This is a genomic window from Streptomyces sp. bgisy027, assembly GCF_057710365.1.
Genome location: NZ_JBYIVZ010000041.1, coordinates 17,521 through 42,302 on the forward strand (window position 1 = coordinate 17,521; position 24,782 = coordinate 42,302).

At 68.9% G+C, this 24,782-nt stretch carries 21 protein-coding genes; 9 read left to right on the forward strand and 12 right to left on the reverse strand.

Annotated elements, in window-relative coordinates; all coding sequences use genetic code 11:
• Positions 1–26 precede the first annotated feature (26 nt).
• Entirely contained in the window at positions 27–839 is an 813-nt protein-coding gene (locus AC3ETA_RS33850; protein WP_432196715.1) for an SAM-dependent methyltransferase, read from the reverse strand.
• 289 nt (positions 840–1,128) lie between these two features.
• On the opposite strand from AC3ETA_RS33850, the gene AC3ETA_RS33855 reads away from it, so the two are divergent.
• A complete protein-coding gene (locus tag AC3ETA_RS33855) occupies positions 1,129–2,769 on the forward strand; it encodes a GMC oxidoreductase (protein ID WP_432196716.1) in 1,641 nt (546 codons plus the stop codon).
• Between the two features lie 83 nt (positions 2,770–2,852).
• Here AC3ETA_RS33855 and AC3ETA_RS33860 read toward each other — a convergent pair whose 3' ends face one another.
• Positions 2,853–3,344: a carboxymuconolactone decarboxylase family protein gene (locus AC3ETA_RS33860; protein WP_432196717.1), complete on the reverse strand. Its 492-nt coding sequence runs from the start codon at positions 3,342–3,344 to the stop codon at positions 2,853–2,855.
• A gap of 2 nt (positions 3,345–3,346) precedes the next feature.
• Complete coding sequence (locus tag AC3ETA_RS33865; protein ID WP_432196718.1) at positions 3,347–4,423, reverse strand: NAD(P)H-dependent amine dehydrogenase family protein; 1,077 nt, start codon at positions 4,421–4,423, stop codon at positions 3,347–3,349.
• A gap of 385 nt (positions 4,424–4,808) precedes the next feature.
• Here AC3ETA_RS33865 and AC3ETA_RS33870 point away from each other — a divergent pair, with 385 nt between their 5' ends.
• Positions 4,809–6,356, forward strand: a complete 1,548-nt coding sequence (locus tag AC3ETA_RS33870; RefSeq protein WP_432196719.1) for a pectate lyase family protein — start codon at positions 4,809–4,811, stop codon at positions 6,354–6,356.
• A gap of 362 nt (positions 6,357–6,718) precedes the next feature.
• Here AC3ETA_RS33870 and AC3ETA_RS33875 read toward each other — a convergent pair whose 3' ends face one another.
• Both AC3ETA_RS33875 and AC3ETA_RS33880 read right to left on the reverse strand, forming a co-directional pair.
• Entirely contained in the window at positions 6,719–7,072 is a 354-nt protein-coding gene (locus AC3ETA_RS33875; RefSeq protein ID WP_432196720.1) for a hypothetical protein, read from the reverse strand.
• Positions 7,073–7,169: 97 nt separating this feature from the next.
• The gene (locus AC3ETA_RS33880; protein ID WP_432196721.1) at positions 7,170–7,565 is read right to left on the reverse strand and encodes a DUF6223 family protein; all 396 of its coding nucleotides are present in this window, start codon (positions 7,563–7,565) and stop codon (positions 7,170–7,172) included.
• Between the two features lie 238 nt (positions 7,566–7,803).
• Between AC3ETA_RS33880 and AC3ETA_RS33885 the strand changes: the two genes are divergently transcribed.
• Together AC3ETA_RS33885 and AC3ETA_RS33890 are read left to right on the forward strand one after the other, a co-directional pair.
• Positions 7,804–8,931, forward strand: coding sequence for a sensor histidine kinase (locus tag AC3ETA_RS33885; protein WP_432196722.1), 1,128 nt, complete (start codon positions 7,804–7,806; stop codon positions 8,929–8,931).
• Entirely contained in the window at positions 8,928–9,590 is a 663-nt protein-coding gene (locus AC3ETA_RS33890; RefSeq protein WP_432196723.1) for a response regulator, read from the forward strand. The genes AC3ETA_RS33885 and AC3ETA_RS33890 overlap by 4 nt, the downstream gene beginning before the upstream one ends.
• Before the next feature lie 47 nt (positions 9,591–9,637).
• Here AC3ETA_RS33890 and AC3ETA_RS33895 read toward each other — a convergent pair whose 3' ends face one another.
• Genes AC3ETA_RS33895 through AC3ETA_RS33905 form a run of 3 tightly spaced genes read right to left on the reverse strand, consistent with a single transcriptional unit; the run spans position 9,638 to position 11,777 of the window.
• A complete protein-coding gene (locus AC3ETA_RS33895; RefSeq protein ID WP_432196724.1) occupies positions 9,638–10,024 on the reverse strand; it encodes a VOC family protein in 387 nt (128 codons plus the stop codon).
• Positions 10,021–10,821, reverse strand: a complete 801-nt coding sequence (locus tag AC3ETA_RS33900) for a metalloregulator ArsR/SmtB family transcription factor (protein WP_432196725.1) — start codon at positions 10,819–10,821, stop codon at positions 10,021–10,023. Before AC3ETA_RS33900 ends, AC3ETA_RS33895 begins: the two co-directional genes overlap by 4 nt.
• A gap of 32 nt (positions 10,822–10,853) precedes the next feature.
• Complete coding sequence (locus tag AC3ETA_RS33905; protein WP_432196726.1) at positions 10,854–11,777, reverse strand: LysR family transcriptional regulator; 924 nt, start codon at positions 11,775–11,777, stop codon at positions 10,854–10,856.
• A 337-nt stretch (positions 11,778–12,114) separates the two neighbouring features.
• Here AC3ETA_RS33905 and AC3ETA_RS33910 point away from each other — a divergent pair, with 337 nt between their 5' ends.
• On the forward strand, positions 12,115–13,344 hold the full coding sequence (locus AC3ETA_RS33910) for an MFS transporter (RefSeq protein WP_432196727.1): 1,230 nt from the start codon (positions 12,115–12,117) through the stop codon (positions 13,342–13,344).
• Positions 13,345–13,433: 89 nt separating this feature from the next.
• On the opposite strand, the gene AC3ETA_RS33915 is transcribed toward AC3ETA_RS33910, so the two are convergent.
• Complete coding sequence (locus AC3ETA_RS33915) at positions 13,434–14,510, reverse strand: glycoside hydrolase family 5 protein (protein WP_432196728.1); 1,077 nt, start codon at positions 14,508–14,510, stop codon at positions 13,434–13,436.
• 338 nt (positions 14,511–14,848) lie between these two features.
• Between AC3ETA_RS33915 and AC3ETA_RS33920 the strand changes: the two genes are divergently transcribed.
• The 3 genes from AC3ETA_RS33920 (at position 14,849) to AC3ETA_RS33930 (ending at position 16,961) form a co-directional block, all read left to right on the forward strand.
• Positions 14,849–15,364: a hypothetical protein gene (locus AC3ETA_RS33920; RefSeq protein WP_432196729.1), complete on the forward strand. Its 516-nt coding sequence runs from the start codon at positions 14,849–14,851 to the stop codon at positions 15,362–15,364.
• Positions 15,365–15,652: 288 nt separating this feature from the next.
• On the forward strand, positions 15,653–15,838 hold the full coding sequence (locus AC3ETA_RS33925) for a hypothetical protein (RefSeq protein ID WP_432196730.1): 186 nt from the start codon (positions 15,653–15,655) through the stop codon (positions 15,836–15,838).
• Positions 15,839–16,022: 184 nt separating this feature from the next.
• Positions 16,023–16,961 carry a tetratricopeptide repeat protein gene (locus AC3ETA_RS33930; RefSeq protein ID WP_432196770.1) on the forward strand — a complete coding sequence of 313 codons (939 nt, stop codon included), beginning with the start codon at positions 16,023–16,025 and terminating at the stop codon, positions 16,959–16,961.
• A gap of 489 nt (positions 16,962–17,450) precedes the next feature.
• On the opposite strand, the gene AC3ETA_RS33935 is transcribed toward AC3ETA_RS33930, so the two are convergent.
• Together AC3ETA_RS33935 and AC3ETA_RS33940 are read right to left on the reverse strand one after the other, a co-directional pair.
• Entirely contained in the window at positions 17,451–19,352 is a 1,902-nt protein-coding gene (locus tag AC3ETA_RS33935; RefSeq protein ID WP_432196731.1) for a Na+/H+ antiporter NhaA, read from the reverse strand.
• Positions 19,353–19,533: 181 nt separating this feature from the next.
• A complete protein-coding gene (locus AC3ETA_RS33940; protein WP_432196732.1) occupies positions 19,534–22,104 on the reverse strand; it encodes a discoidin domain-containing protein in 2,571 nt (856 codons plus the stop codon).
• Between the two features lie 653 nt (positions 22,105–22,757).
• Between AC3ETA_RS33940 and AC3ETA_RS33945 the strand changes: the two genes are divergently transcribed.
• Positions 22,758–23,399, forward strand: coding sequence for a DUF4232 domain-containing protein (locus AC3ETA_RS33945; RefSeq protein ID WP_432196733.1), 642 nt, complete (start codon positions 22,758–22,760; stop codon positions 23,397–23,399).
• 509 nt (positions 23,400–23,908) lie between these two features.
• On the opposite strand, the gene AC3ETA_RS33950 is transcribed toward AC3ETA_RS33945, so the two are convergent.
• Positions 23,909–24,778, reverse strand: a complete 870-nt coding sequence (locus AC3ETA_RS33950; RefSeq protein ID WP_432196734.1) for a class I SAM-dependent methyltransferase — start codon at positions 24,776–24,778, stop codon at positions 23,909–23,911.
• Positions 24,779–24,782: the final 4 nt, after the last annotated feature.

Sequence of the window (24,782 nt, forward strand, 5' to 3'; positions counted from 1 at the left end):
CCGAGTGGTCCGTCCCGGTCCGTCTTCTACCCCTTCCGAGCCAGTCCGCCATGTTCGGCGACGACCTCCGGGGCGGACGGACCGGTCTCCGGACGCCACTGCGTCACGGAGACGACGCCGGGATCGACGAGGTCCAGACCGTCGAAGAACGTGGTGATCTCGTCGACGGTGCGCAGGTTGTACGGGACGGCGCCGCTGCTGTTGTAGGCGTCCTGCGCCTGTTCGAAGACCGGGTCGATGCCGAGCGACCCGTCGTTGACGGAGAGGTGGCTGCCCGCGGGCAGGGCGTCCATCAGCCGGGTGACGATGGATCGGGCCTGATCGTGGTCTGCGATGTGGCCCAGGATGTTGCTGAGGATGAGCGCGGTGGGCCGGCCGAAGTCCAGGGTCTCGGCGGCGGCCGCGAGGATGCGGTCGGGGTCGGTGACGTCGGCGTCGACGTAGGCGGTCGCGCCCTCCCGGGTGGAGTAGAGCAGGGCGCGGGCGTGGGCTAGGACCATCGGGTCGTTGTCTACGTACACGATCCGTGCCTCGGGCGCGAGTTGCTGGGCGACCTCGTGGGTGTTCTGGGCCGTCGGGAGGCCGGTCCCGATGTCCAGGAACTGCCGGATGCCGGCCTCGGAGACGAGATACGTGATGTTGCGGCGAAGGAAGGCACGGCTGGAGCGGGCGATGGTGACGATGCCGGGGAAGACCGCGGTGTACGCGTCGCCGGCCTCCTCGTCGACACGGTAGTTGTCCTTGCCGCCGAGCCAGTAGTTCCAGATGCGGGCGGAGTGCGGAATCGACGCGTCGATCCTCGGATTCGCCGGCTCCGGAGCTGCCGCAGGATCGTTCATGGGTCGCGTCCGTCCTTGAGTCGAGGCGTGGCTCGTCCACACCCAACCTATGCCCCAACGCGCCCTGTCCGTGCGCCAGTTGGGACTTTTCGCGATCGGGACATGCCGCGGGCCTGCGCCCACACCGTTCGCGAGCTCGAATTGATGCCGAAGAGGCGCATGAGATATCGCATCATTTCTGATGCGGGTAATCCGGAGACGGTAGTGAAGTTACCCGCAGGTTTCGCGTGACTTATTTCACGCTTGTGAGTAGAACTCGTTTCCATTGTGTGAATGGAAGGGGATCTACATGGACTCAAGACCACCCAGCACGCAGGAAGGAAGAGGCCTTTCTCGTCGTCGCTTCATTGGTGGAACAGGTTCTATTCTGGGCGCCGCGGCTCTCGGCGCAATCGACCTTCCGAACGCCGCCGCTCTGCCACAACAGGCGGACGTGATCGAACCCGGTGCACAGGTCACCGCACTCGTCATAGGCACCGGATACGGAGGATCCGTCACCGCACTTCGGCTGGCCCAGGCCGGGGTCGACGTCCACATGGTGGAAATGGGCATGGCCTGGGACACCCCGGGAACGGACGGCAAGATCTTCGCCAACACCACCAGCCCCGACTACCGGTCATTCTGGCTTCGCACCCGGACCAAGCAGCCCCTGAGCAACTTCCTCGGCTTCCCGCTCGACCGTGACGTGCCCAAGTACACCGGCATCCTGGACGCCGAGGAGATGGGCGGCATCGTGGTCTACCAGGGACGGGGAGTCGGCGGCGGCTCCCTCGTCAACGGCGGCATGGCCGTCACCCCCGAGCGCAGCCGCTTCCCCGGAGTGCTCCCGTCGGTCGACGCCGACGAGATGTACGACGTCTACTACCCACGGGCGAACAGCACCCTCGGCGTCGCCACCATCGACCCGGCCTGGTTCGAGACGACGGAGGCCTACAAGTACGCACGCGTCGGCCGCAAGCACGCCCAACGCTCCGACTTCCGCTTCGTGTTCGTCCCGAACGTCTACGACTGGGACTACATGAAGCAGGAGGCCACGGGAGCGGTGACCAAGTCGGCCCTCGCCGGCGAGATCCTCTACGGCAACAACCACGGCAAGAAGTCCCTGCCGAAGACCTACCTCGCGCAGGCCCGCGCGACCGGCCGGGTCACCATCTCGCCCCTGCACAGGGTCACCTCGGTGACCCCGGCCGGCGGCGGCTACACCGTCACCATCGAGCAGCTCGACACGAGCGGAGCGGTCACCACCACCAAGACCGTACGGGCGCAACGGGTGTTCTTCGCCGCGGGCAGCGTCGGCACCAGCAAACTTCTGGTCCGCCTCAAGGCGACGGGCGCGCTGCCCGGCCTCAACGGCGAGGTCGGCAACGGATGGGGCGAGAACGGCAACGTCATGTGCGGCCGCGCCAACCACCTCTGGGACCCGACCGGAGCCCTCCAGTCGTCCATCCCGACGGCGGGCATCGACAACTGGACGGCCGGCGGGGCGTTCGCCGAGGTGGCGCCACTGCCGACCGGAATCGAGACCTGGGCGTCGTTCTACCTGTCCATCACCAACAATCCGCACCGCGGCCGGTTCACCTGGAACGCGGCGACGGGGAAGGTGGACCTGGACTGGCAGACCGCGTGGAAACAACCATCGATCACCATGGCGAAATCGATCTTCGACAAGATCAACGCCACCGAGGGAACCATCTACCGCACGGACTTGTTCGGCATCTACAAGATCTGGGGCGACCACCTCACGTACCACCCGCTCGGTGGAGCCGTCCTCGACAAGGCCACTGACAACTACGGCCGCCTGCACGGCCATCCAGGCCTGTACGTGATGGACGGTGCGCTGATTCCCGGCAACGTCAGCGTCAATCCCTTCGTCACGATCACCGCGCTCGCCGAGCGTAACATCGAGAAGGTCATCGCCGAGGACTTCTGACCGCCCTCACGTCCCGTCGGCGGGCGGTGCGGACAACTGTGGGCCGTGGCCGATGCGCCCCGGCCCGCAGCTCTGGGCACGCCTCATCGGGAACCCTGTGGCGACGGCAGTACACACACGCTGTCGAGACCCAGGACGTGGTTGAGGCGGCCGAACGCGAGCCATGAGCCGATGCTCATGCTCAATTCCACGATCTCCGCCTGGCTGTAGTGCGCCTTCATCCGTGCCCAGAAATCGTCGTCCAGGTTGTGGTGGTCGACCGCGTATCGCTCCGCGTACTCGGCCGCGAGCCGGGTCCGCACGTCGAAGGCGTCCGTCGTACGCCACTGCGTGACCGCGTCCAGGAACCCCTCCTCGACCGTCTCGCCGTCGCGTTCGGTGCGCCAGTCCAGGCAGAAGAGGCATCCGTTGATCTGCGCGATGCGCAGACGGGCCGCCTCGAACTCGCGCAGCCCGAGGCTCGTGTACTGATAGACGGACAGCGAGAAGTTGCTGGCCGCGTGGCCGATCTCGGGCACCAGGTCGCCCCAGACGTAGGGGATGGGCTCGGCGCCCGGTGGGATGTCGATCTGCATGATCACTTCTTTCCCAGTCTGCCCACCGCGGGGCGCAGCGGGACGTCGAGTGCGTCGTAGAGACCTGGTCCGGCCTCGACGAGCCAGTCGATGGCGTTCACCAGACGGCCGGCCGCCGTCGCGTTGCCGCCGGCGGCTCTGTTCTCTCCCTCGTCCGCGGCCTCGACCGAGACCTCGATACGGGGGCGCCCTTCGATGATCACGCGATGCGCACCCGCTCCGCCGTCCGGCGGTGACGGCCAGTCCGGGGCACAGGTGGCATGAATGCGGGTGATGTGCTCGACGATGATCCGGGGCTCACCCGCCACCACGCCCTGCACCTCGAGCCGTACGGCCCCCTGCGTGCCGGCCGCGAACTCGCCCATCGTGCCGGTGACGACGGAGGTTTCGAGGGGCCGACGCTCCAAGGTCTCCTCGATGCCGTCCAGTTCGACGCCCAGGGCCCGTGCCATCATCCGCAACTGTCCGCCCCAGATCATCGTCGGAATGCCCTCGGCGAGCATCAACGGCTGATAGTCCTGCGGGTGTCCCATGCCGATCAGGTCGCGAACGGCTTCCTCCTGGTCGTACGTCGAGTAGTCGAAGATCTCCTGGCACCGGACGGCGTCGATCTCGGACGCCAGTCCGCTGACCAGCAGTGGCAGCACGTCGTTGGCCCAGCCGGGGTCCACCCCTGACACGAACAGCGAACCGCCCCCGGCCTGCGCGGCCTCGGCCAGTACGTCGCGGATCTCGTCGGGAGCGTTCGTGCAGTCGTACATGCCGTACACGGACGGTGTGACGACCACCGCTCCGGCCCGGAGCGCGCGGCCGATGTCCTCGATCGCGCCGTCCGGGCGGACGTCACCGGACGCCGCGTAGACGACCGCGCGAGGGCCCGCCGACAGAACGGCCTCCACATCGTCCGTCGCCACCACCCCGAGACGCCGCCCGAGATCGCCGAGTTCACCGGCGTCCTTGCCGACCTTGGCGGGACTCGACACCAGCACGGCCACAAGGCTGAGCATCGGATGCGCCGCGACAGCCCGGATGGCCGCACGCCCGACGTTGCCTGTGCCCCAGACCACCGTGGGAATCATGGGCGGAGGGTAACGATGCACCCCAAAACTTCCCATAGCCGTGCACGAGGAATACCCAGCCAGTGTCGGTGAAGCCGCGCTGGTGTTCAGGTAGTTGATTGATATTCATACACCAGGCCAGCTATCCGGCCTCGGTTCGGCTTCGAGGGTGCATGGACCTGGTCAAGCGCATCCGGGGCGCGAACCTCCCTCCAGGCATTCGAGAATGTGAACCAAGTCTGGCCAACAGTCTTGTCGGTTGGCCGAACGGGTCCTATGGTCTCCACCCAGAAAGCGCTTTCTCCAGCGTCATGCGCCACCAGCCCCGCATGTCATGAGCCCGGGGCTGTCGCACACCCACGCGTCACCACATCCACGGTGTACCTCGGTGAACCCAGGAGACGAGATGAGAAGACCAGTCGCACTGCGAATCTCCGCGGCGTCGGCCGCGATGGCCCTTGCGGCCGCGGTCGGCGTGACCCTGTCGATGTCGGAGGCCTCGGCCGCGACCGGCAGTGCCACCGGCTACGCGACCCAGAACGGCGGGACCACGGGCGGAGCCGGGGGACAGACGGTCCGCGCCACCACGGGTACGCAGATCCACGCGGCCCTCTGCGGCCGCGCCACCGACGACACGCCGATCACCATCGAGGTCGAGGGGACCATCAACCACGCCAACACCGCGAAGGTGTCGGGGGACAGCTGCAACACCGCCGCCGGCGTCATCGAACTGAAGCAGATCAGCAACGTCACCCTCGTCGGCGTCGGAAGCGGTGCCGTATTCGACCAACTCGGCATCCACATACGCGAGTCGAGCAACATCATCATCCAGAACGTGACCGTCAGGAACGTGAAGAAGTCGGGCTCACCCACATCCAACGGCGGCGACGCGATCGGCATGGAGAGCGACGTCCGCAACGTCTGGGTCGACCACGCCACCCTGGAGGCGTCGGGCGGTGAGTCGGAGGGCTACGACGGCCTGTTCGACATGAAGGACAACACGCAGTACGTGACGCTGTCGTACAGCGTTCTCCGCAACTCCGGCCGGGGCGGCCTCATCGGATCCAGCGAGAGCGACCTGTCCAACGGGTACGTCACCTTCCACCACAACCGCTACGAGAACATCGACTCCCGCGCCCCACTCCTGCGCGGCGGGACGGCCCACGCCTACAACAACCACTATGTGAGCCTGAACGAATCCGGCATCAACTCGCGGGCGGGCGCCAAGGCGAAGGTGGACAACAACTACTTCGAGGACTCCAAGGACGTCCTCGGCACCTTCTACACGGACCAGCGCGGCTACTGGCAGGTCAGCGGCAACGTCTTCGACAACGTCACCTGGTCCAGCCCCGGAACCGACAACTACCCCGCCGGTCCGAACCCGCAGTCCAACACCACGGTGAGCATCCCCTACGCCTACACGCTCGACGCCGCGGCCTGCGTCCCCGACGTCGTCAGCCGGACCGCGGGCGCCGGCACCGGCCTCAAGGTGTCCGACGGCAACTGCTCGGCACAGACACCGACGCCCACGCCGACGACCCCCACGACCCCGCCCACCACTCCCACGCCCGACCCGACGCAGCCCAGCGGCACGAACCTCAGCATCGGTGCCGGCTCCGACGGCTCCAGCAAGGCCGGCGGCACCAGCTACGGCAATGTCCGTGACGGCGACATGAGCACGTACTGGTCACCGTCCGGCTCGACCGGGTCGGTCTCCATCAAGTGGGGTTCGGCGACGGCGGTGTCGAGCGTGGCCATCCGGGAAGCCGCCGGCTCCGCGGGAGTCATCGGCTCCTGGCGGCTGCTGAACGCGGACACGGGTGCGGTGCTCGCGACCGGCAGCGGTGCGGACGTCATCACCTTCCCGCAGACCTCGCTGAAGAAGATCACCTTCGAGATCACCGGCGCCACCGGCACTCCGAAGGTGGCCGAGTTCGAGACCTACGCCCAGTAGGGACAGGGGCCCGCCGAGCCCACGACTGCGTACCTCCCCTCCAGTCCACGCAAGGTGCCCTTCATATCCGGGGCAACGATCGGGCGGGTTCGCAGTCGTAGGGGGTGATGCGTGTCCGTCGCTGGAACTCGCCGCCAACCACCGGGCATCGTCCGGTGGCCAAAGCCGGCCACTGGCGCTGGAACTTCGCGGGCACGACCACCACCGGCCCCGCCAAGGCCACCGGCGACCACGTCGATGTGCGCCCGTGATCCGACCAGGACCACGAGCTCTCGCGACGGCGGCCGTGATCGGCGGCGCCACGAGGAGCGCGGACAGCGACGGAAGAGAGGAGAAGCAGAGAGGAACCTGCAGAGAAGAACCTACGGAGCGCCGCCACTCCTGCGCTCACGACCCGCGAGCTGACCCACCATCATGACCATCAGCCCGGCCAGGAGAAGACCGCTGCCGATCAGAGTCCCCGAGGCGCGGGTGCCGGAGTCGCTGATGAGCAGTCCGCAGACCAACTGCCAGCCCAGTGCGAAGGCGAGTACCAGCTGACCCCAGCCATGGAGACGCGGGGAGCGGACATGGCGCCGGTTCCAGGGGAGCATCCAGGCGCCGGTGACCGCCGCGACACCGGAGGCGGCGATGAGCAGCATCACCAGGGCAAGGGGGATGGCGATGTACGGATTCACGGTCACTCCCACGCGCTCCGGTCCCACGCCGGACGCCATCGCGATCATGACACGACGTGCAGGGCACGTCCATAGCCCACGGTGCGCCCCCTCCGGTGAGGCGTGCTGCGCGCTGCCGGGCGCCGACCCGGGCCCGTCAGGCGTTCCCCGGCTCTCGCTCGCGCTCCAAGCGGCCGGCGGTCCGTTCGGCGTGTCGGGTGCGGGTGAGGGCACGCCGGCCGAGGGCCGAGGCAGCCAGACCCAGGGGGATGGCGACGACGGCTCCCACCATCCCGTTGCCGGTGCCGGGGCCACCACTGGACGTGGCCAGATGCAGCACCGCGAGGGCCGTGCCGATCAGTCCCACGGCCATGGCCGCCACGCCGCCGGTGCGCGCGTTGCCGGTGCTGATGCGGCCGGCGACGCGGGCCAGGGCCAGCAGGCCGATGACCACGCCGATCAGTCCCACCCCGAGGGCCAGGTTGGCCCCGGTGCGTCCGTCGCCGATGACTCCGCCCTCGGCGGCCACCGTCAGGGCATCTGCTGCATCCATGACACTCTCCTCCTTCATGCTTCACGTGCGTTGAATTCGGTGTTCCGCTGTGGCTTGAGCGTGCCTGCCGACCGGGCTGCCGGTCGTCCGGCAGGTGCGGTCTCTTCGGGCTGCCGCCCACGCCGCAGTCGACTGCCGCGGATGCGGCAGCCGGCGGGCGGGTACCGCGAGCGCGGTAGAGAGCGGCTCGTCCATGGGCGGGACGCGTCCGAGGCGGTGACCGGGCTAATGTGCGCTCATGGACACAGAGCGTTTCCGTGTCCCGGCCGTCGCCATGGACTGGGTGATCGCGCTCAGTGTCGCGGCACTGTTGACGGGCACCGGGCTGTCCGGGCCGCACCCGGCCGGGCAGCGCGCACTGCTCGGCACCGTGCTGCTGGTGGTGAGCGGGCTGGCGCTGCTCGCGCGGCGCAGGGCCCCGATCGCCGTGCTGGCCGTCACCGGCCTGTGCGCCGTCGGGTACGAGGCAACCGGTTTTGAAGTGCTCGCGGTCTCGTACCTGGTCGCGGTGTACGACGCCGTGCGGGCAGGGCACCGTGCTCTCACCGCGGCGGTGTCCGTGGCTCTGCTCGTCGTCCTCCCGCTCGCTGCCCTGGTCTTCCGCGACGGGCCGGCGCGCGACGCGTTCGCCCAGGCCCGGAACGTACTCGAAATCGCCTGGCTGATCGCCGCGTTCGCCGCCGGGGAGGCGCTTCGCCAGGCCGAGCGGCGGGCCGAGGAGGCCGAGCGCACCCGGGAGGAGACCGCGCGACGCCGCGCCGACGAGGAGCGGCTGCACATCGCGCGCGAGCTGCACGACTCCCTCACCCACCAGATCTCGATCATCAAGGTGCAGTCCGAGGTGGCCGTCCATGTGGCGCGCAGGCGCGGCGAGCAGGTGTCCGAGTCCCTGCTGGCGATCCAGGCGGCCGGACGGGAGGCGACCCGAGAGTTGCGAGCGACGCTGGAGGCCCTGCGCGACGACGACACGGCGCCGCCGCAGAGCGTGGAGCACGTACCGGAGCTGGTGGAGCGTGCCCGCTCGATGGGCCTGGACGCGACACTGACGATCGAAGGCCAACGGGAAGACCTGCCGGCCGCGGTGGGCCGGACCGCCTACCGGATCGTCCAGGAAGCTCTGACCAACACAGCCCGCCATGCCTCTGCCACGACCGCCACGGTCCGGATCCGCTACCGGCCCGACGGGCTGACCGTCCAGGTCGACGACGACGGCAAGGCCACCCCCGACGACGCCCCGGCCCCCGGCCTCGGGCTGCTCGGCATGCGCGAACGCGTCACCGCCCTCGGCGGTCGACTGCGCGCCGAACCACTCGCCGAGCACGGCTTCACCGTCCAGGCGGAACTCCCCGTGGAACGAGCATCATGATCCGTGTCCTGCTGGTCGACGACCAGCCACTCATCCGGAGCGGCTTCCGCGCGCTGCTCGACCTCGAGGACGACATCCAGGTGGTGGCCGAAGCCACCGATGGCGCGGAGGGGCTGGCGCTCGCCCAGGAACGTCAGCCCGACGTCGCGCTCATCGACATCCGGATGCCGGTCATGGACGGCATCGAGACGACCCGCCGCATCGCCGCGGACCCTGCCCTGACCGGCGTGCACGTCGTCATCCTCACCAACTACGGCATGGACGAATACGTCTTCGAGGCCCTGCGCGCCGGCGCTGCCGGGTTCCTGGTGAAGGACATCGTGCCGGAGGACCTCCTGCACGCCGTACGGGTCGCCGCCCGCGGTGACGCCCTGCTCGCCCCGTCCATCACCCGCAAGCTGATCCACCGGTACGTCAACCAGCCCCTTTCCACCGCCACCGACGCCCCACTCGAGGAGCTGACCGGCCGCGAACGCGAGGCGGTCGCCCTGGTCGCACAGGGTCTGTCCAACGACCAGATCGCCGAGCACATGGTGATCAGCCCGATGACCGCGAAGACGCACGTCAACCGGGCGATGACCAAGCTCCGCACCCGCGACCGCGCCCAACTCGTCGTCGTCGCCTACGAGTCGGGCCTGGTCGTCCCGAACAGCTCCTGACGTCGTGCCGACCTCACCCCGGCGAAGACGGGGCGGCGGGCGCCCCGTCAGGGCCGGCGGGCCGGCTGGAACAGCTCGATGAGGTTGTCCGCCGGGTCGGCCAGCAGAATCTGACGTCCTCCAGGACCGGAGACGACCTCGCTGCGGAAGGTCAGACCGGCGCCCCGCAGCCGGTCGATCTCGGCGTCGAGGTCGTCGAAGGTGAGGTGGATGCGGTTGCCGCCCGCGACGGCGGCCTCCCTCGGGGTGGCCCGGGCCCCGGAACTCGCCGGGCCCGACAGCAGCAGCCGCAGCCGGCCTCGGATCACGTCGGCGAAGGCGGGTGCCGCGCTGGAGTGCAGCGTGAACCCGAGGTGGGTGGTGTAGAAGTCGGCGGCGGCCTGTACGTCATCGACGAGATAGCGGACGCTGACGTATGCGTCGTGAGAAGTCATGACTCGGACCTCGCAACGGTTTCGGGGATGTTCAGGACCGGCATCAAGTACCTGATCCGGGTGTCTATGTCGGCCGCAGCGTGCGCAAAGGCCGCGTACCCTACCTGGCCGGTGCGGTCCGGCGTACCGGGGTCGGCCATGCTCCAGTGGACCCGCCGCGCGCCGAACTCCGGGCAGATCTCGCGAGCCTTGTCGCACAGGGTGATCACATGGTCGAAGCGGCGGCCGGCCAGGTCGTCCACGTGCTGGGTGCGGCCGCCGGAAAGGTCGATGCCGAACGACTCGCGCAGCACCCGGATCGCGTGCGGGTGCAGGTGCGGTTTGGGTCCGGTGCCCGCACTGGCCGTCCTCACACGGCCGGCGGTGTGGTGGCGCAGCAGGGCTTCGGCGATCGGCGAGCGGGCGCTGTTGCCGGTGCACACGAACAGCACGGCCGGGCGGTGGGATCGCGTCCCGGCGACCCGGCGCCGGGGGAGTGCGGGTGCCTCCCGGCGCAACGCCGGATGCAGGGCCGCACCGCTGGCCGCCAGCCCCTGAGCGCACTGTTCCAGGTCGAGGCGGTAGTAGCTGTCCCGGCCGTCGAAGCTGCTGCGTCTGGCCGTGACCAGACCGCCGTCGCGCAGCAGCCGCAGGTGGTACGACACCAGATTCTGCGGCTCTCCGACGCGTTTCACCAGCTCACGAACCCGATGATCACCGTCGGCGAGCATCGTCAGCAGCCGCCAGCGCAGCGGATGCGCTGCCAGCCGGAGGAACTCGGGCGGCGCTGCGGTCACGTCCCGGGGATGGGAGGCCATATCCCGACGTTACATCAATTCGGATTGATGCATCACCTGCCGGCCGAGGGTTTCCGTGTCCCGCCATGGGCCTGGGCCAGCGTGTCCGCCGCAGCCTCGGCGAAGTCCCGGATGAAACGGGACCGGCGAGCCGCCACCCACGCCAGGGCCACTTCGTTGGGGCCGATGTCGTCCACGGGCAGCGGGATCACGTCCGTCCGGGTGTAGAAGTTCGCCGTGGACAGCGGGAGCACGCAGATCCCGGCTCCGGCGGCCACCAGTTCCAGCTTCTCCTCCACCTGCTGAATCACCGGGGCCTCGGGACGCTCCCCGCCCTGCAGCTCCAGCGCCACGTCACGCCACTCGGGAACGGCGCTCGGGTCCTGGAGCAGATGCTCGGCAGCGAGATCCTTGACCGTCACCGATCGCCGGTCGGCCAAGCGGTGTCCCACGGGGACCATGACGACCCGGGGCTCCTGGAAGAGAGGGCGCACCTCCAGGCCCTGTCGGTCGATGGGCAGCCGTACGACGCCGATGTCGGCCCAGCCGTCCAGCAGCACGGCGACCTGGTCCTCCCAAGTGGTGCGCAGCAGGCGCACATTGACGTCGGGATGGTGGGCGGTGAAAGCGATCGTGGCCGGGCTGACGGTGATGCCCGGCATGAAGCCGACGGTCAGCGACTGCGTGCCCTGAGCTGCGGACGTCACCCGCCTGACCAGAGCCTCAGCCGAGGCGAGCAGCGGGACGGCGTCCTCCAGCAGCTGCTTTCCGGCGGGAGTGAGCAGTGTGCCGCGGCGGCTGCGGTCGAACACCTCCGCACCGAGCTCGTCCTCCAGGCTGCGGATCTGCCGGGACAGCACCGGCTGGGCGATGTGCAGTCGCCCGGCCGCCCGCCCGAAGTGAAGCTCCTGCCGGAGCAGCGCGCCGATCGTCGCCTTGCCGATGTATCCGGATCCGCCGGTGAGGAAAACCCTCATGGTCCTGTCTCCGGTGTGTGTTGTTGTGTGGTCGGTGGCTTGCCTTGCCCTCACAGCCTCCGCCCGACCATGACGCGCCGTCCAAGACCTCTTCCGGCGCCTGTGATACCCGTCGGGCATCACGGAATCGGGCATGACGTAGATCACGTCAAGGCGCGGCCCGATCTTGGAATGCGCGGTTTCCCGTCGCTGCTGCACTGTTCATGGGCTCGCCCTGTGTGGGGGCGCGCTGGGCAACGGTGCTCGACGCGGCCGGCCGACGCGGGTGTCCCTGCGACCTCGGCCTTCTCTGCTCCCTCGTCCCTGGACCGCTGTCTTCGAAAGGTTCCACCGCTCCATGCCTCTGGCTCTGTTGGCCCTGGCTGTCGTCGCCTTCGGCATCGGCACGACCGAGTTCGCCACGATGGGGCTGCTGCCCCAGATCGCCGACGGGGTCGGGGTGTCGGTACCCCAGGCCGGCAACCTCGTCTCCGCCTACGCGCTCGGTGTCGTCGTCGGTGCCCCCGTACTGACCGGTATCTGTGCCCGCGTACCGCACAAGCGGCTGCTGTTGCTGCTGTCGGGACTGTTCGTGGTCGGCAACATCGCATCCGCGCTCGCGCCGAACTTCGGCCTGCTGTTCGCGGCGCGGTTCCTCGCGGGACTTCCGCACGGCGCGCTGTTCGGCGTCGGCGCCGTCGTCGCCTCCCGGCTGGTCGCCCCCGACCGGGCCGCACGTGCCGTGTCGAAGATGTTCCTCGGCCTGACCGTCGCGAACATCGTCGGTGTCCCGGCCGGCACCGCGCTCGGCCAGCAGCTGGGCTGGCGGTCCGCCTACGCCGCCGTCGCCGTCATCGGGGTCGTCGCGCTGGCCGCGCTGGCCGCGTTCGTTCCGCACCAGCCGCGCGGTCAGCAGGCCGGCATCCGGCACGAGGTGCGGGCCATGGGCAACCGGCAGGTCGTGATCGGCCTGGCCACGGCCGTCGTCGGGTTCGGCGGCTTCTTCGCCGTCTACAGCTACCTGGTGCCGATGCTGACGCATCTGACGGGCATCTCCGACACCTCGACCACCCTGGTCCTCGCGCTGTACGGCGTCGGCATGACGGCCGGCACGCTGATCGCCGGCCCCCTCACCGACCGCGCACTGCGCCCGACTCTCTACGCGGGACTCGCACTGCTCGCGGCCGGACTGGTGACGTTCTACTTCACCGTCCACAGCACCGTGCCGGCCCTGGTCACGATCACCTTCATCGGCGCGATGGGGGCCCTGATCACCACGCCCGTGCAGATGCTGCTGATGGCGAAGGCCAAGAACGCTCCGACGATGGCCGCGGCCTCCAATCACTCCGCCTTCAACCTGGCCAACGCGGGCGGCGCCTGGCTCGGCGGACTCGCCATCTCCGCGGGCTGGGGCTGGGCCTCACCGAACCTCGTCGGAGCCGCACTCGCCGTGGCCGGCCTCGGCCTGGCCTTCACCGGCGGCGTCATGGACCGGGGCGGCCGGGGCTCCGGGAGCTCCGAAGTGATCACGTCGTCCGCTGCGGAAGCCCTGCCGGAGGCGGCACCCACCAGCTCCGCCAAGGGATGACTGCGAGAGGTGGCCTGTGTGAGACACACAGGCCACCTGGTCGATCATGTTCCATGTTCATCTTCGCCGTGCACCGCTTCGAGTCGGGGTCACGCGGTCGGGAAGTCGTCCTGCGACCTGACGCGGTCGCGGATCCACACTCCGGCGGGCTTCAGCGGCGAGGTGCCGGTCCAGGGGCCGGACCTGTCGCAGGTCCCGGTCTTGAAGACGGCTCCGGAGCGGTTGTCGTCGGAGAAGTTCCAGTTCGTCCAGCTGATCTTCTTGGCGGCCATGAGGTCCAGGTACCGCTGCGACATGGCGAAGTCGTTGCTGCCCTCGCCGGCGTAGTTCTGGGTACCGAACTCGGTGACGAACACCGGGAGCCTGTCGGCGGCGCGGGAGAGGGTCGCCAGGTACTCGTCGCGGTGCGAGTACGCGTAGAAGTGGAAGGTGTACATGATGTTGGAGGCCCTGACCGGGTTGTTCACCACCTCCGACTCGTCCGCGCCCTCGGAAACGCCGAACGAGGACCACGCGCGGGTCCCGACCAGCACCGGCGCGTCGGAGTCGATGTTGCGGATGGTCGGGATGATCTGCTCCGCGTAGCTCTTGATCCGCGACCAGCTCACACCGCTGGGCTCGTTCGCGATCTCGTAGAGGACGTTGTTCCTGTCCTTGTTGCGGTTGGCGATGTCGGTGAAGAACTGCCGGGCCTTGCTCAGGTTGGTGTTGGGGTCGCCGGGGGTGAGCATGTGCCAGTCGACGATCACGTACATGCCGCGGTCGGTCGCCTGCTGGATCAGGGAGTTCGCGAGGTCGGTGAAGTGCCGGGGGTTCGTCTCGTAGCCGCCCTCCTGCACGTAGGTCGAGACGCGCAGGACGTCGGCGTTCCAGTCGCCAGCCAGGGCGTCGAGCGAACCGCCGGTCAGACAGTGCGGGTACCACTGGGTGCCGTGGGTGCTCATGCCGCGTAACTGGATGGGATTCCCGCGGCTGTTGCACAGCTTGGTGCCGCAGACCTTGAGCCGGCCGTTGACGGAGACCGGGCTGGCAGCCGCCGCGGCCCGCTGATCGGTGGTGGCCGCGTGCGCCGATCCCGTGGGGGCGACGCCTGGGAGGAGCAGCAGGGCGCTCCCGAGCGCGGTGGCCACCGCGCTCTTCCGTAGCCTCAGAAGTGATGCCCTCATATGAACCTCGTTCGCATGAGTGATTGATAGGAAAGTTTCCTAATGGAGGAAAGCAGAGCACTTCCAGGGCCACAAGAGGCTCGTCTTCATCCACACTCACCGGGACATTCACAGCAGAAGTTCATGTACGTGACAGTCGACGGCCGAGGCGTTCCACCTGGGGCCTGGGGCCTGGGGTCTGGGGCCTGGGGCGAGGTGGCGCGTTCCGCCTTGTCCTCTGGCCAACGCGCGTAGACCGCGGGCACCATGCTTCCTGCACCACCTGCACCACCTGCACCACCTGCACCACCTGCACAGCCGCCCCACAGGATCCGTGGCCCACCGCAGGAAGGTCCCCCATGATGGTCACCCAGACCTTGAAGCTCCGCTCGGTGCTGACCGCTCTCGCCCTGATCATCGCCCCCGGCGCCGTCGTCGTCGGCACCGCCAGCGAAGCGTTCGCCGTCACCAAGATCAGTCACGCCACCGCGACTTCCATGTTCCAGCAGGTCGGCATCACCTGGTCGTCGTCCGGGAACTGCTCCAACCGGAACAACTCCACCTGTACGTCCTTCGAGCAGCTCAACCTGGCCACCGCCCAAGGCGCACAGACACTCAAGCGCGCCAGCGGCTGTGCCCTGAACATCACGGGCGGCACCGAGACCGGACACGCCTCCGGCACGTACTCGCACTGGAACGGCTACAAGCTCGACTTCGCCAAGTACACCTGTGTCGGGAACTACATCAAGAACAACTTCACCTACATCGGCCTGCGCGGCGACGGCGCTCCCCAGTGGCGCTCCGGCTCGGGCAACATCTACGCCGACGAGGGCAACCACTGGGACGTCCTCTACTACAACTGCGGTGGCTGCTGAGCCGATCAGTCGCATTGGACGCCGATGGCCCAGCGAGGTTGTCCTACTGACGTCCCCGGCAAGCTCGAATGCCTGGGCCATCGGCTGGTTTCCCGGATCGGTGTCCGTGGTGTCTGCAGTGTCCGCTTTCCCGGATCGGTGTCCGCGCAGACGCGTTCGGCGCCTGGGCAGCCAGGAAGAAAGCAGGTCGCGGTCAGTGCCGCCGTCAGTGCCGCCGTCTCCGGCCGAGTGCTGTACGGCGAGCTGACCGCCGCTGAGCGGCCCGACGCACCGAGCCTCCGTCGCGCATTGACGGGGGTCGTATACGAGGGCCTGAACCTGGAGCGCGAGATCATGGCCATCCAGACGCAGGGGCTCGGTGAAACCATCCCCCTCAATGGCGCCGAGTCCGACCTCGACGGGCTGGCCGTCTGCCACTGCGGAGCGGGTGGCTACGACCACCCAGACGCCTACGTGATCGACGACTGGCGCTGAGTCCATCGCCGTACTCGACTTCGGGAAGACCCGATGCCGTCAGGAAGACGATTCACCGCCGCAGCGGTCACGCTGCCATGGACCCCGTCGGCCAAGCGGAAGTGATCGCGGAGCCTTTGGCCACGGGTATTCTCTGGCAATGTCGAATCAGTCAACGGCGGCGGGTGTCAGTCTCGCTCGTGTGATGGCGCACTGCGGCGGAAGCCCGGTGGGCGCCGTGGAGCTACTGGTGGGGGCAATAGCCTCGGCGCCGGCCGCGCCGGAACCCTATGCGGTCCTAGCCGAGCTGTGGCAGGACCGAGGCCCGGAACTGCAGGGGAGCCTCGAAGCGGAAGGGTCCTTGAGCGCCGTGCTGGCGCAGGCGTACTTCATGTTCCTTGAAGGGGACATGGACAACGCGGTGATGACCCTCGGCTCGGTCACGGGTGTGCGGCCCGACGTGGCCTGGGGCGCTGCACCCTGGTTCGGCGACGCGCGTTTTCTCGGTGAGGTGAGCGCCGAGGCGCTGGCCGAGGGGTGTCTGCGGACGTTGGACCACGGGCACGACCTGGACTCCGACGAGATGCGGCACCGGTTCGAGCCCTGGTTCCGTGCCCTCGACGTGGTGTCCGAACGCAGTCCCGTACCGGAGTCGCTGGCGGCCATGGCCCGGCTGCCCCGGGCCTGCGGCCGATACGAGTTGTCCTTCGCTCTGTGCGACCGCGCCGACGGCGTCGAGCGGGTCATGTGGACCGCGGTCGCACGGGCGGCCACCTGGCGCGCGATGGGCGACCTGGACCAGGCTGCTGAGGCCTATGAGTGCGCCTTGCTCCTGGACCCCGCCAACTGGTCCCTCCACCTGGACCTGGCGGACTTGCGTGCCGAGCAGGGAGACTTCGCCGCGGCCGCGAGCCTCGTCGAACAGGGCCTGGGACACGAACCTCACGAAGTCACCCTGCGCGCGGCGGGCGCCGCGTACCGGGCACGCCTTTCCGGTTCGTCGGACGACCTCAGGGCCCTGATCGCGCTGGCGCCGGAGCTCGCGAACACTACCTACCGGAACCTGCTGATCGACTGTGCATGTGCGGGGCCGAAGCTGCCTCGGAGACTCGTTGCCCAGGTCCTCGCCATCCGTGAGGGCTGAAGGGCGGCCTGGCGCACCAACCGGTTCTGGGTCACGTGATCCGCTGGAGCGCGGCCGAAGATGGTGGTGGAGGGGACCGGGGTGTCGTCGCCGGACGCGGTGGCGGGGTCGGCACCGTCACAGGACGTTCCGTCGCAGACCCGCGGGTACACCCAGTCGGTGCGGTTGACCGCGCCGGCGTCACCGCAGGCCCGGATCCAGCCGCGCCGGTGACCGGCCGGGTGAGACGTTGTACATCAGCGTGCGGGCAGTGCGACCAGTCCGCCGAGAGTGAGTGCCAGGACCGGGATGCCGCTCCCAGCGCGATGCCTCAGCGGGCCCCGCCGACCGCACGCGCGGACGGGCGGGCTTCCCGCCTTGTCACAAGGAGCGGACTTGCCCGAGGGGAGGGAGCCTGGTCGGACTGACCCTCGACGACGACTGGCGCGATGCCCCGGCAGCTAGGGCGTTCGCGAAGGGCGAGGGAGGCGAGCGAACCGGCGGACCTGCTCAACTCGTCGGCTTCGACAGTCCCGCCTGCGCGGCGAGCACTCGCTGCCGGGCCTGCTCGACCGCCCGCGTCAGGGCCGCGATGTCGTAGGCACCCTGGTGGCGGCGACCGTTGATGAAGAACGTCGGTGTGCCCGACACTTTGCTCAGGTCCGCTGAATCGACGTCCTCAGCGACGCGCCGCGCGCCCCGGCGCTGCTCCAGGTCGTCTCGGAACCGGACCATGTCCAGACCGAGTTCCCGCGCGTACCGCAGCAGGTCCTCGATGCCGAGGGCGTCCTGCCGTTCGAGCAGCAGATCGTGCATCTCCCAGAACTTCCCCTGCCGCGCGGCCGCTTCCGACGCCTCCGCCGCCAGCTCCGCGTCGGGGTGCACATCCGACAGCGGCAGGTGCCGCCACACGTAGCGGACGTCGTGCTCGTGACCGAGGAGTTCCCGTACGACCGGCTCGGCCTGCCCGCAGTACGGGCACTCGAAGTCGCCGTACTCCACGACCGTGACCGCCCCCTCCTCGGGCCCGCGGATCCGGTCGTGGCGGACGTCGACGGCCACCGCGAGATCCGTCAGCGTGTCGGTCGTACCCAACAGGGCCCGTGCCCGGCGGGCCTGCGGCAGGAGTCCGATGACACCCGAGACCACCCAGCTGAGGACGAACGCGGCGACCAGAGTGGTGAGGACACCGATGCGCGCCTGATCCAGTTCCTCGCCCTCGAAGGCGTGGGAGGCGATCAACAAGGAGACGGTGAAAGCCGCACCGGCGACGGCACCGCCCGCGGTGACCGAACCCCAGCCCACGTTGGGACGCAGGCGACCGCCCGTCAGCACCTGTGCGCCCGCCATCGAGCCAACGATCCCGATCACCTTTCCCGCCGCGCAGCCGCACAGGATGCCCAGCGTGATGGGCGAGGTGAACGCTTTCTCCAGCTTGTCGCCACTCAGCTCGATGCCCGCGTTGGCCAGCGCGAACAGGGGCACGATGCCGTAGCTGACCCAGGGCAGGAACTTCTGCTCCAGCCGCTCATTGGGCGAGATGGCCGCGGCCAGGCCCTGTACCGCGGAGCGCTGCAACTCCGGGGTGGGCTGCTCGCGGAAGAGACGGAACAGCTGGCTGGCCCGTTCGAGGTCGCCCCGCGGCGCCGGGTAGGCGACGACCAGGGCTCCGACAGCCAGACCCGTCACCACGGGATCGATCCCGGCCTCGTACAGCGCGACCCACACCACCACGGACAGCACGGCGCACGGGGCGCTCCGACGGATCCCCACCAGCCGCAGGACGGCGATGAGCAGCAGCACGCCCAGAGCCACCAGCAAGGCCGGCAGGTGGATGCCCTCGCTGTAGAAGACCGCGATCACCAGCAGCGCGAGCAGATCGTCGACCACGGAGATCGAGAGCATGAAGGCCCGCAGGGAGGCCGGCAGCCGAGAGCCGAGCACGGCCAGAATGCCCAGAGCGAAGGCGGTGTCGGTCGACATCGCCGTACCCCAGCCGTGCACCGAATCACGACCGGCGTTGATCGCGATGTAGATCGCCGCGGGTACGACCATGCTGCCGAGGCCGGCCGCGGCGCTGAGCAGCACCCACCGGCGGTCCCGCAGTTCACCCATGTCGAACTCGCGACGCGCCTCCAGGCCGACCACGAAGAAGAACAGACTCATCAGCCCGGCGTTGATCCACTCATGCAGGTCGAGTGAGAGATGGTGGGTGTCGAAGCCGATGGTGAAGTGCGCTCCCCACACCGCTTCGTAGGAATGAGCATCGACGTTGACCCACACCAGGGCCGCGGCCACGGCTGCCAGCAACAGAGCAGCGCTGCCCGTCTCGGTCTGCACGAACGTCCGCCAGCGCGCCCGGGTCTGGCTGGACAGCGTCTCACTTGTCTCGCTGGGGTCTTGGCCGCTCACGCGGCCAATTATCGCCACCGACGCCGGGGCGGCCCGCGGACAGCTTGCCACCGCCGCTGTTTACCCCTGAAGACCCACCCGGACGGCAGATGACGGTGCGGTGCCGAGCAACCCATGGGCTGGCCCCGGGGGCGATGGAAACGCCCCCGGGGCCTCCCGCCGCCGCGGGATCAGACCTGGATCAGGGGAACTGCGTGACCTTGGACGGAACGGTGTCCGTCCCTGACGTCGGCGCTCCCGTGTCATTGATGACGTGGCGGTACTGACCCTTGCCGCCGAGGGAGATCACCATCAGGTGGCGCATCCTGATGCCGGGTTTGACCGGCACCTGGAAGCCGTGGTGCTGGACGATGGTGTCGTCCGAGGTGTAGTTGCAGTAGCTTCCCAGCGCCCACGCCTCGTGCTCGTTCACCGTGTCGGCGACCTTGTAGGCCGCGTATCCGACGATGCCGTCATGGGTGATGGCGGCCTCGTTCGGGGCGTCGTAGGCCTTCTCGTTCTGGAAGAAGATGGTGCGGCCGCGCTCGCCGCTCCAGAACACGTCGTACTTGTTGAAGTGCTCCACGAACAGACCGGTGGTGAGGACGTCGTCGCCGTTGACGCGCAGCCCGTAGTCGGCCCGGTTGGTGTCCCAGCCGACTCCCTCACCATGGTCGGCACGCCAGATCCAGGTGTGGTCGATGAGCACGTCGTCGCTGTTGACGACGACCGAGTTGGTGGCGAGCCCCGGACCCGCGCCGCCGATGCGGACGAACACGTCCTGCATGGTGGTGGGGTTGGCGGAGTGGTCGGCGGACGAGCCCGGCTCACCGATCCGCAGCAGCGTGTCCGAGTTGGCCGGTCCGGCGTCGATCAGGAAACCGGCGAGCCGTACGCCGTCGACGTCCGCCACGTGCATCGCGTCGACGCCCCCGTCGGGGATGATCGTGGCCAGGCCCAGCCCGAGGACGACGGTGTCGGCGCGGTCCACCTCGATGGTCTGGTCGATGTGGTGGATACCGGGCGTGAACAGCAGGTTGAGGCCCTGGTCCAGCGCCGCGTTGATGGTGGCGGCCGTCGCACCGGGCTTGACCACGTAGAACTGGTCCAGCGGCAGGGACGTGCCTCCGGTGTTCGCCGGCCAGGACACGCCGCGCGAGTTGGTGCGCTTGGCCGGCACGAAGACCTTGTACGTGCTGCCGTCCAGGTAGAGGAACGGCTTCTCCCGGGAGATCGGGGTGGTGTCGAACGTGGTGTACGGCCCCGTGGCGAAGTTGGTCGCGGGCGCCCCCTCGACACCGGTGAACGTCATGTTCCACACGCCGTTGGTCCAGCCGCCGACGGAGCTGTCGCGGGTGTACCACTGCTGCTGGCTGTACGGGCCGACGGTGCCGTCGATCTTAGAATCGGCGATGTATCCGCCGGAGGCCCAGCCGTAGCCGTTGGGGGCGAGGTTGAGCCCGCCCTTGACGTGGACCCGCCTGAACGGCGCCGCCTGGGCGACCGCCCAGCGGTCGGTGCCGTTGGCCGGGGTGATGGCCAGGTTCTCCGCCGACCGCCAGAAGTTCTGGGTGGCGTTTCCGTTGAACCAGCCCGCGTCGACGGTGATGTCACCGTTGACCTGGACATCGTCGGGATTCAGGCCGAGCCCCGACACCGAGGTGTAGAAGCCCAGTTGGGCGTTGATGTTGTTGTAGGTGCCCGGCTTCATCAGGAACTGGTAGCGGCCGCTGCCGAACTGGCTCGTCTCCTGCTGCGCGAAGACTTCGTCGAACTTCTGCTGGAGGTTCGGTGTGGAGGGGTCCACGACGATGACGTTCGGGCCCAGGTCACCACCGCCCTGGACGGGGCCGCTGCCGCCGGACTCGGTGTGCACGGCGACCTCCCAGAGGGAGTAGCCGTAGCCGGTCGCGCGGGCCGTGCCCAGGATGCGCACATAGCGGCCCGAGCCGTCGACCTCGTAGGACGCCCGGCCGCCGGTCGCGCCGGTGACCTCCTTGAGGGTGCTCCAGTCCTGCCCGTTGCCGGAGGTCTGGATCCGGAAGTCCTTGGCGTACGCGGCCTCCCAGTTCAGGTCGACCTTGCACACCTCGCGCACCGATCCGAGGTCGACCTGGAGCCACTGCGGGTCCGAGGCCTGGCTCGACCAGCGGGTGCCGGTGTCACCGTCGAACGCGGCCGAGGCAGGTGTGCCCGCGTTCTCGACCGAGGAGGCGGAGGAGGGCTTGCCGCGGGAGGCATCGGCCGTGTCGCAGGACGCGGGCTGGGTACCGCCGGTGGTGCCGAAGACCTGGAACTCCCACAAGGAGTAGCCCCATGGCGTGGCCCGGCTGAGCCCTTGCATCCGTACATAGCGGGCATGCCCCGACACGTCGACGCTGTCGACGGCGCCGTCGCCGCCCGTCACGGTCTTGGCGTCGTTCCAGCCGGTGCCGTCCTGCGAGAACTGGATCTTGTAGTCCTTGCCGTAGGCGGCCTCCCAGTCGAGTTCGACCCGGGTGACGGACACCGTGGCGCCGAGGTCCACCTGCAGCCACTGGTTGTCGCTCGCGGCCGAGGACCACCGGGTGCCCCGGTCGCCGTCGACGGCATCGGCAGCCGGCGTCGCGGCGTTCTCGTTCGAGGAGGACGTGACGTTCTTGCCCTGCGACAGTGGCGTTTCGGCTGCCGCGGCGGGTAGTTGGGCGGGGAGGGTGATGAGCGCCGCGGTGGCGATCAGCGAGACACCCAGCGCTCTGCGTCTGAGGCGTCCGGCGACATTCATGAGTCTCATGCGTCAGCTTTCTGCGGGAGCGGTGCGGGATTCGGACGAGCCTGCTTCCTGCAGCGCGAGCGGACCGCCGCGATGGTGCCGCGGCGATCCGCATCGCTTGTGTGCCAAGGCATGCCGGAGGGCAACACAGCAGTACGGCTGCTTAGTTCACGCTTTGATTTAAGTGGCGGTGCAATCTCTGGGCAACCCTTTGGACATGGTTTTGTCGCGGGGGCGTGCGAATGCGGCGGTGGAGCGGGGCGCGGGGGAGGCCGAGCTGCGGCGCGGCGCCTCGGTGGCGCTGGTCCGCGAGGCTGTTCTCTCCGTGCCTGCTCGCCCCGGGCGGCTGCGCCGCTTCCGGGGTGGGTTCTCGATATTGCGAACCCGGATTTCGCACGGGGGTCCCTGACGCGTAGGGAGGGTTCGGCCCGGGTGGGAATGGCCGGCTGAGCCCGCACGCCCCCGGCCCGGGGCGGGCGGCGAGGGAGTGGGAACGCCTGCTTTCGGTGTCCCTGAGCTGAGTGCGCTGTCGCAGTGTCACAAGCGTGTTCGCAAACGGCTCCCGCTCGATGTGATCAGGCGGAAGCAACGCCCTCATGCGGCATGATCACCGGAACATTCCGACTCTCGGGGGATTTCTCATGGCTTATACAGCTCGTTCACGCCGTTCCACCATGGTCCTGGCCGCTCTCTCGCTCGGCGCCATGGCACTGACGGCATGCAACGGTGACGGGGAGAAGGACTCGGCCGCTCCGAGTGCGGCATCGAGCCCGTCCGCCGGCGGCGCCGGCAAGGAACCCGCCAGGCCCTCCACGTCCGCCCCGAGCGAGGGCGGCAAGGCTGACGGCGACTCCGCCGACACCGGCGGCAGCACCCCGCAGGCATCGGCGCCCGCGGCCGACGACGGCCAGGACGGAGGCGTGGGCATGTGCGAGACGAGCGACTTGAGTTACAACGTCACCGTCGCCTCCAAGCCCGTCAACCATGCCTTGCTGAAGGCGACGAACAAGGGAAGCGACTCCTGTCTGCTGCCGGCGAACGAACTGGTGATCACGATTCCGGGGCTCGACGGGGCCGCGGAGCACGCGGGACCCGAGGGCAAGGACTGGATCCTGAAGTCCGGCGGGTCTGCGTACGCCGGGATCTTGTTCTCGCGCGCCGACACCGAGGGCGGCAGGACCGCCGACAAGGTGGAGATCGCGTTGACACCCTCCGAGAGCCCTGCGACGGTGCCGATCAACGATGGCCCCGTCACGGTCAACGACGGCCAGGTGACCAGCTTCTTCGGCACCGCCGAGGACGCACTAACCTATTGACCGCGCCGCCGCCCTGGGCAGGACCGGCGGAGGGACGGACCCTGATGGAACGGGAGATCCAGGGCTGCTCGGGCTGCGGGAACAGGTTGGCACTCCGCGAGACACGGACTGTCGCGGCTGCCATCGATGTTGTGCCGCTGACCCAACCCTGGGCACGGGAACCTTGACCCGGCAGGCGTCGGATACGCCCTGCCGCAGCTGCCTGTTGGGCCGCCTACATCCTGCTGACCCAGCGCGTCGGCGACCAGCTCGCCGGCCTCAAAGGCCTGGCCGTCTCCATGCCGGTCGCCGGCGTACTCGGCATGCTCATCGCCGCGCCCACCCTGTCGACCCATCTCACCTGGCCGGCAGCGTGGACCAGGCCAGGGCTCGCCATCCTGAGCCCCGCGGTGCCCTTCGCCCTCGAATTCCTCGCCTGCGCCGTCCGACGAGCTCAGCCTTCGGCACCCTGATGAGCCTGGAAGCGGCCAGGTTGTGGCACGCCGGCAGGCGGCCGGGGCGCCCGGTGATCAGGTGCGGCGTGCGGCCCAGATGATGCGTTCCGTGCGCAGTGCAAGGTCGTCGCGGCGCAGGACGCTGTGTGGGCTTCCCGTGTCGAGGAGTCCGTCCAGCGCGGTGAGGTCCTCGGGGGAGAGCTCGGTGGCGGCGGCGCTGCGTACGCGTTGCAGGCCGCTGAGGGCGTAGCGGCCGATCGCTCCGTTGCGGGAGCCCTCGATGTTCACGGCGATGGTGCGTTTGCCCTCGACCGTGAAGCCGGCGGCGGTCAGCATCGGGCCCCAGTCGGCTCCGCGGTGGGGCATGTGCTCGGCCTGGAAACGGTCGGTCGCGGCATGGCAGCGCTCTTCCAGGCCGGGCCGGTCCTCCGGGGCACCCTCGGGCAGGAAGCGCGGGAAGCCGGCCAGCTCCACGACGGCGAACAGACCGCCGGGCGCGAGCGCGTCATGGACGTTGCGCAGTGCGCGATCGGGGTCACCGATGTGGTGCATCGAGGCCGACGCCCACACCAGGTCCGGTGAGTCGAGGTCGGGCCACGCGGAGTCGTCCAGGTCGGCCCGCACGGTGCGTACGCGCTCCTCCAGTCCGCGGGCGCGCGCCTTCGCGTGCAGGTGCTGGAGATATCCGGTCGACGCGTCGACAGCGGTGACTTGTGCGGCCGGGAAGCGGTCGAGGAGGGCGAAGGTGCCCGCGCCGGTGCCGCAGCCCAGGTCCACTATCCGGCGCGGGGCGGTCTTGAGCGGCAGCCATGCGGTGATGGACGCCGTGTGCTCGGCGAGGACCTCCGCGTCCAGGTCGAGGATCTCCGCCTGACCATCGGTGTCGTGCTTCTGAGGGTGCCTGTGGTGGCTGCCGTGGAGGGGCTGCGGGTGTGCTTGATTCATGCCT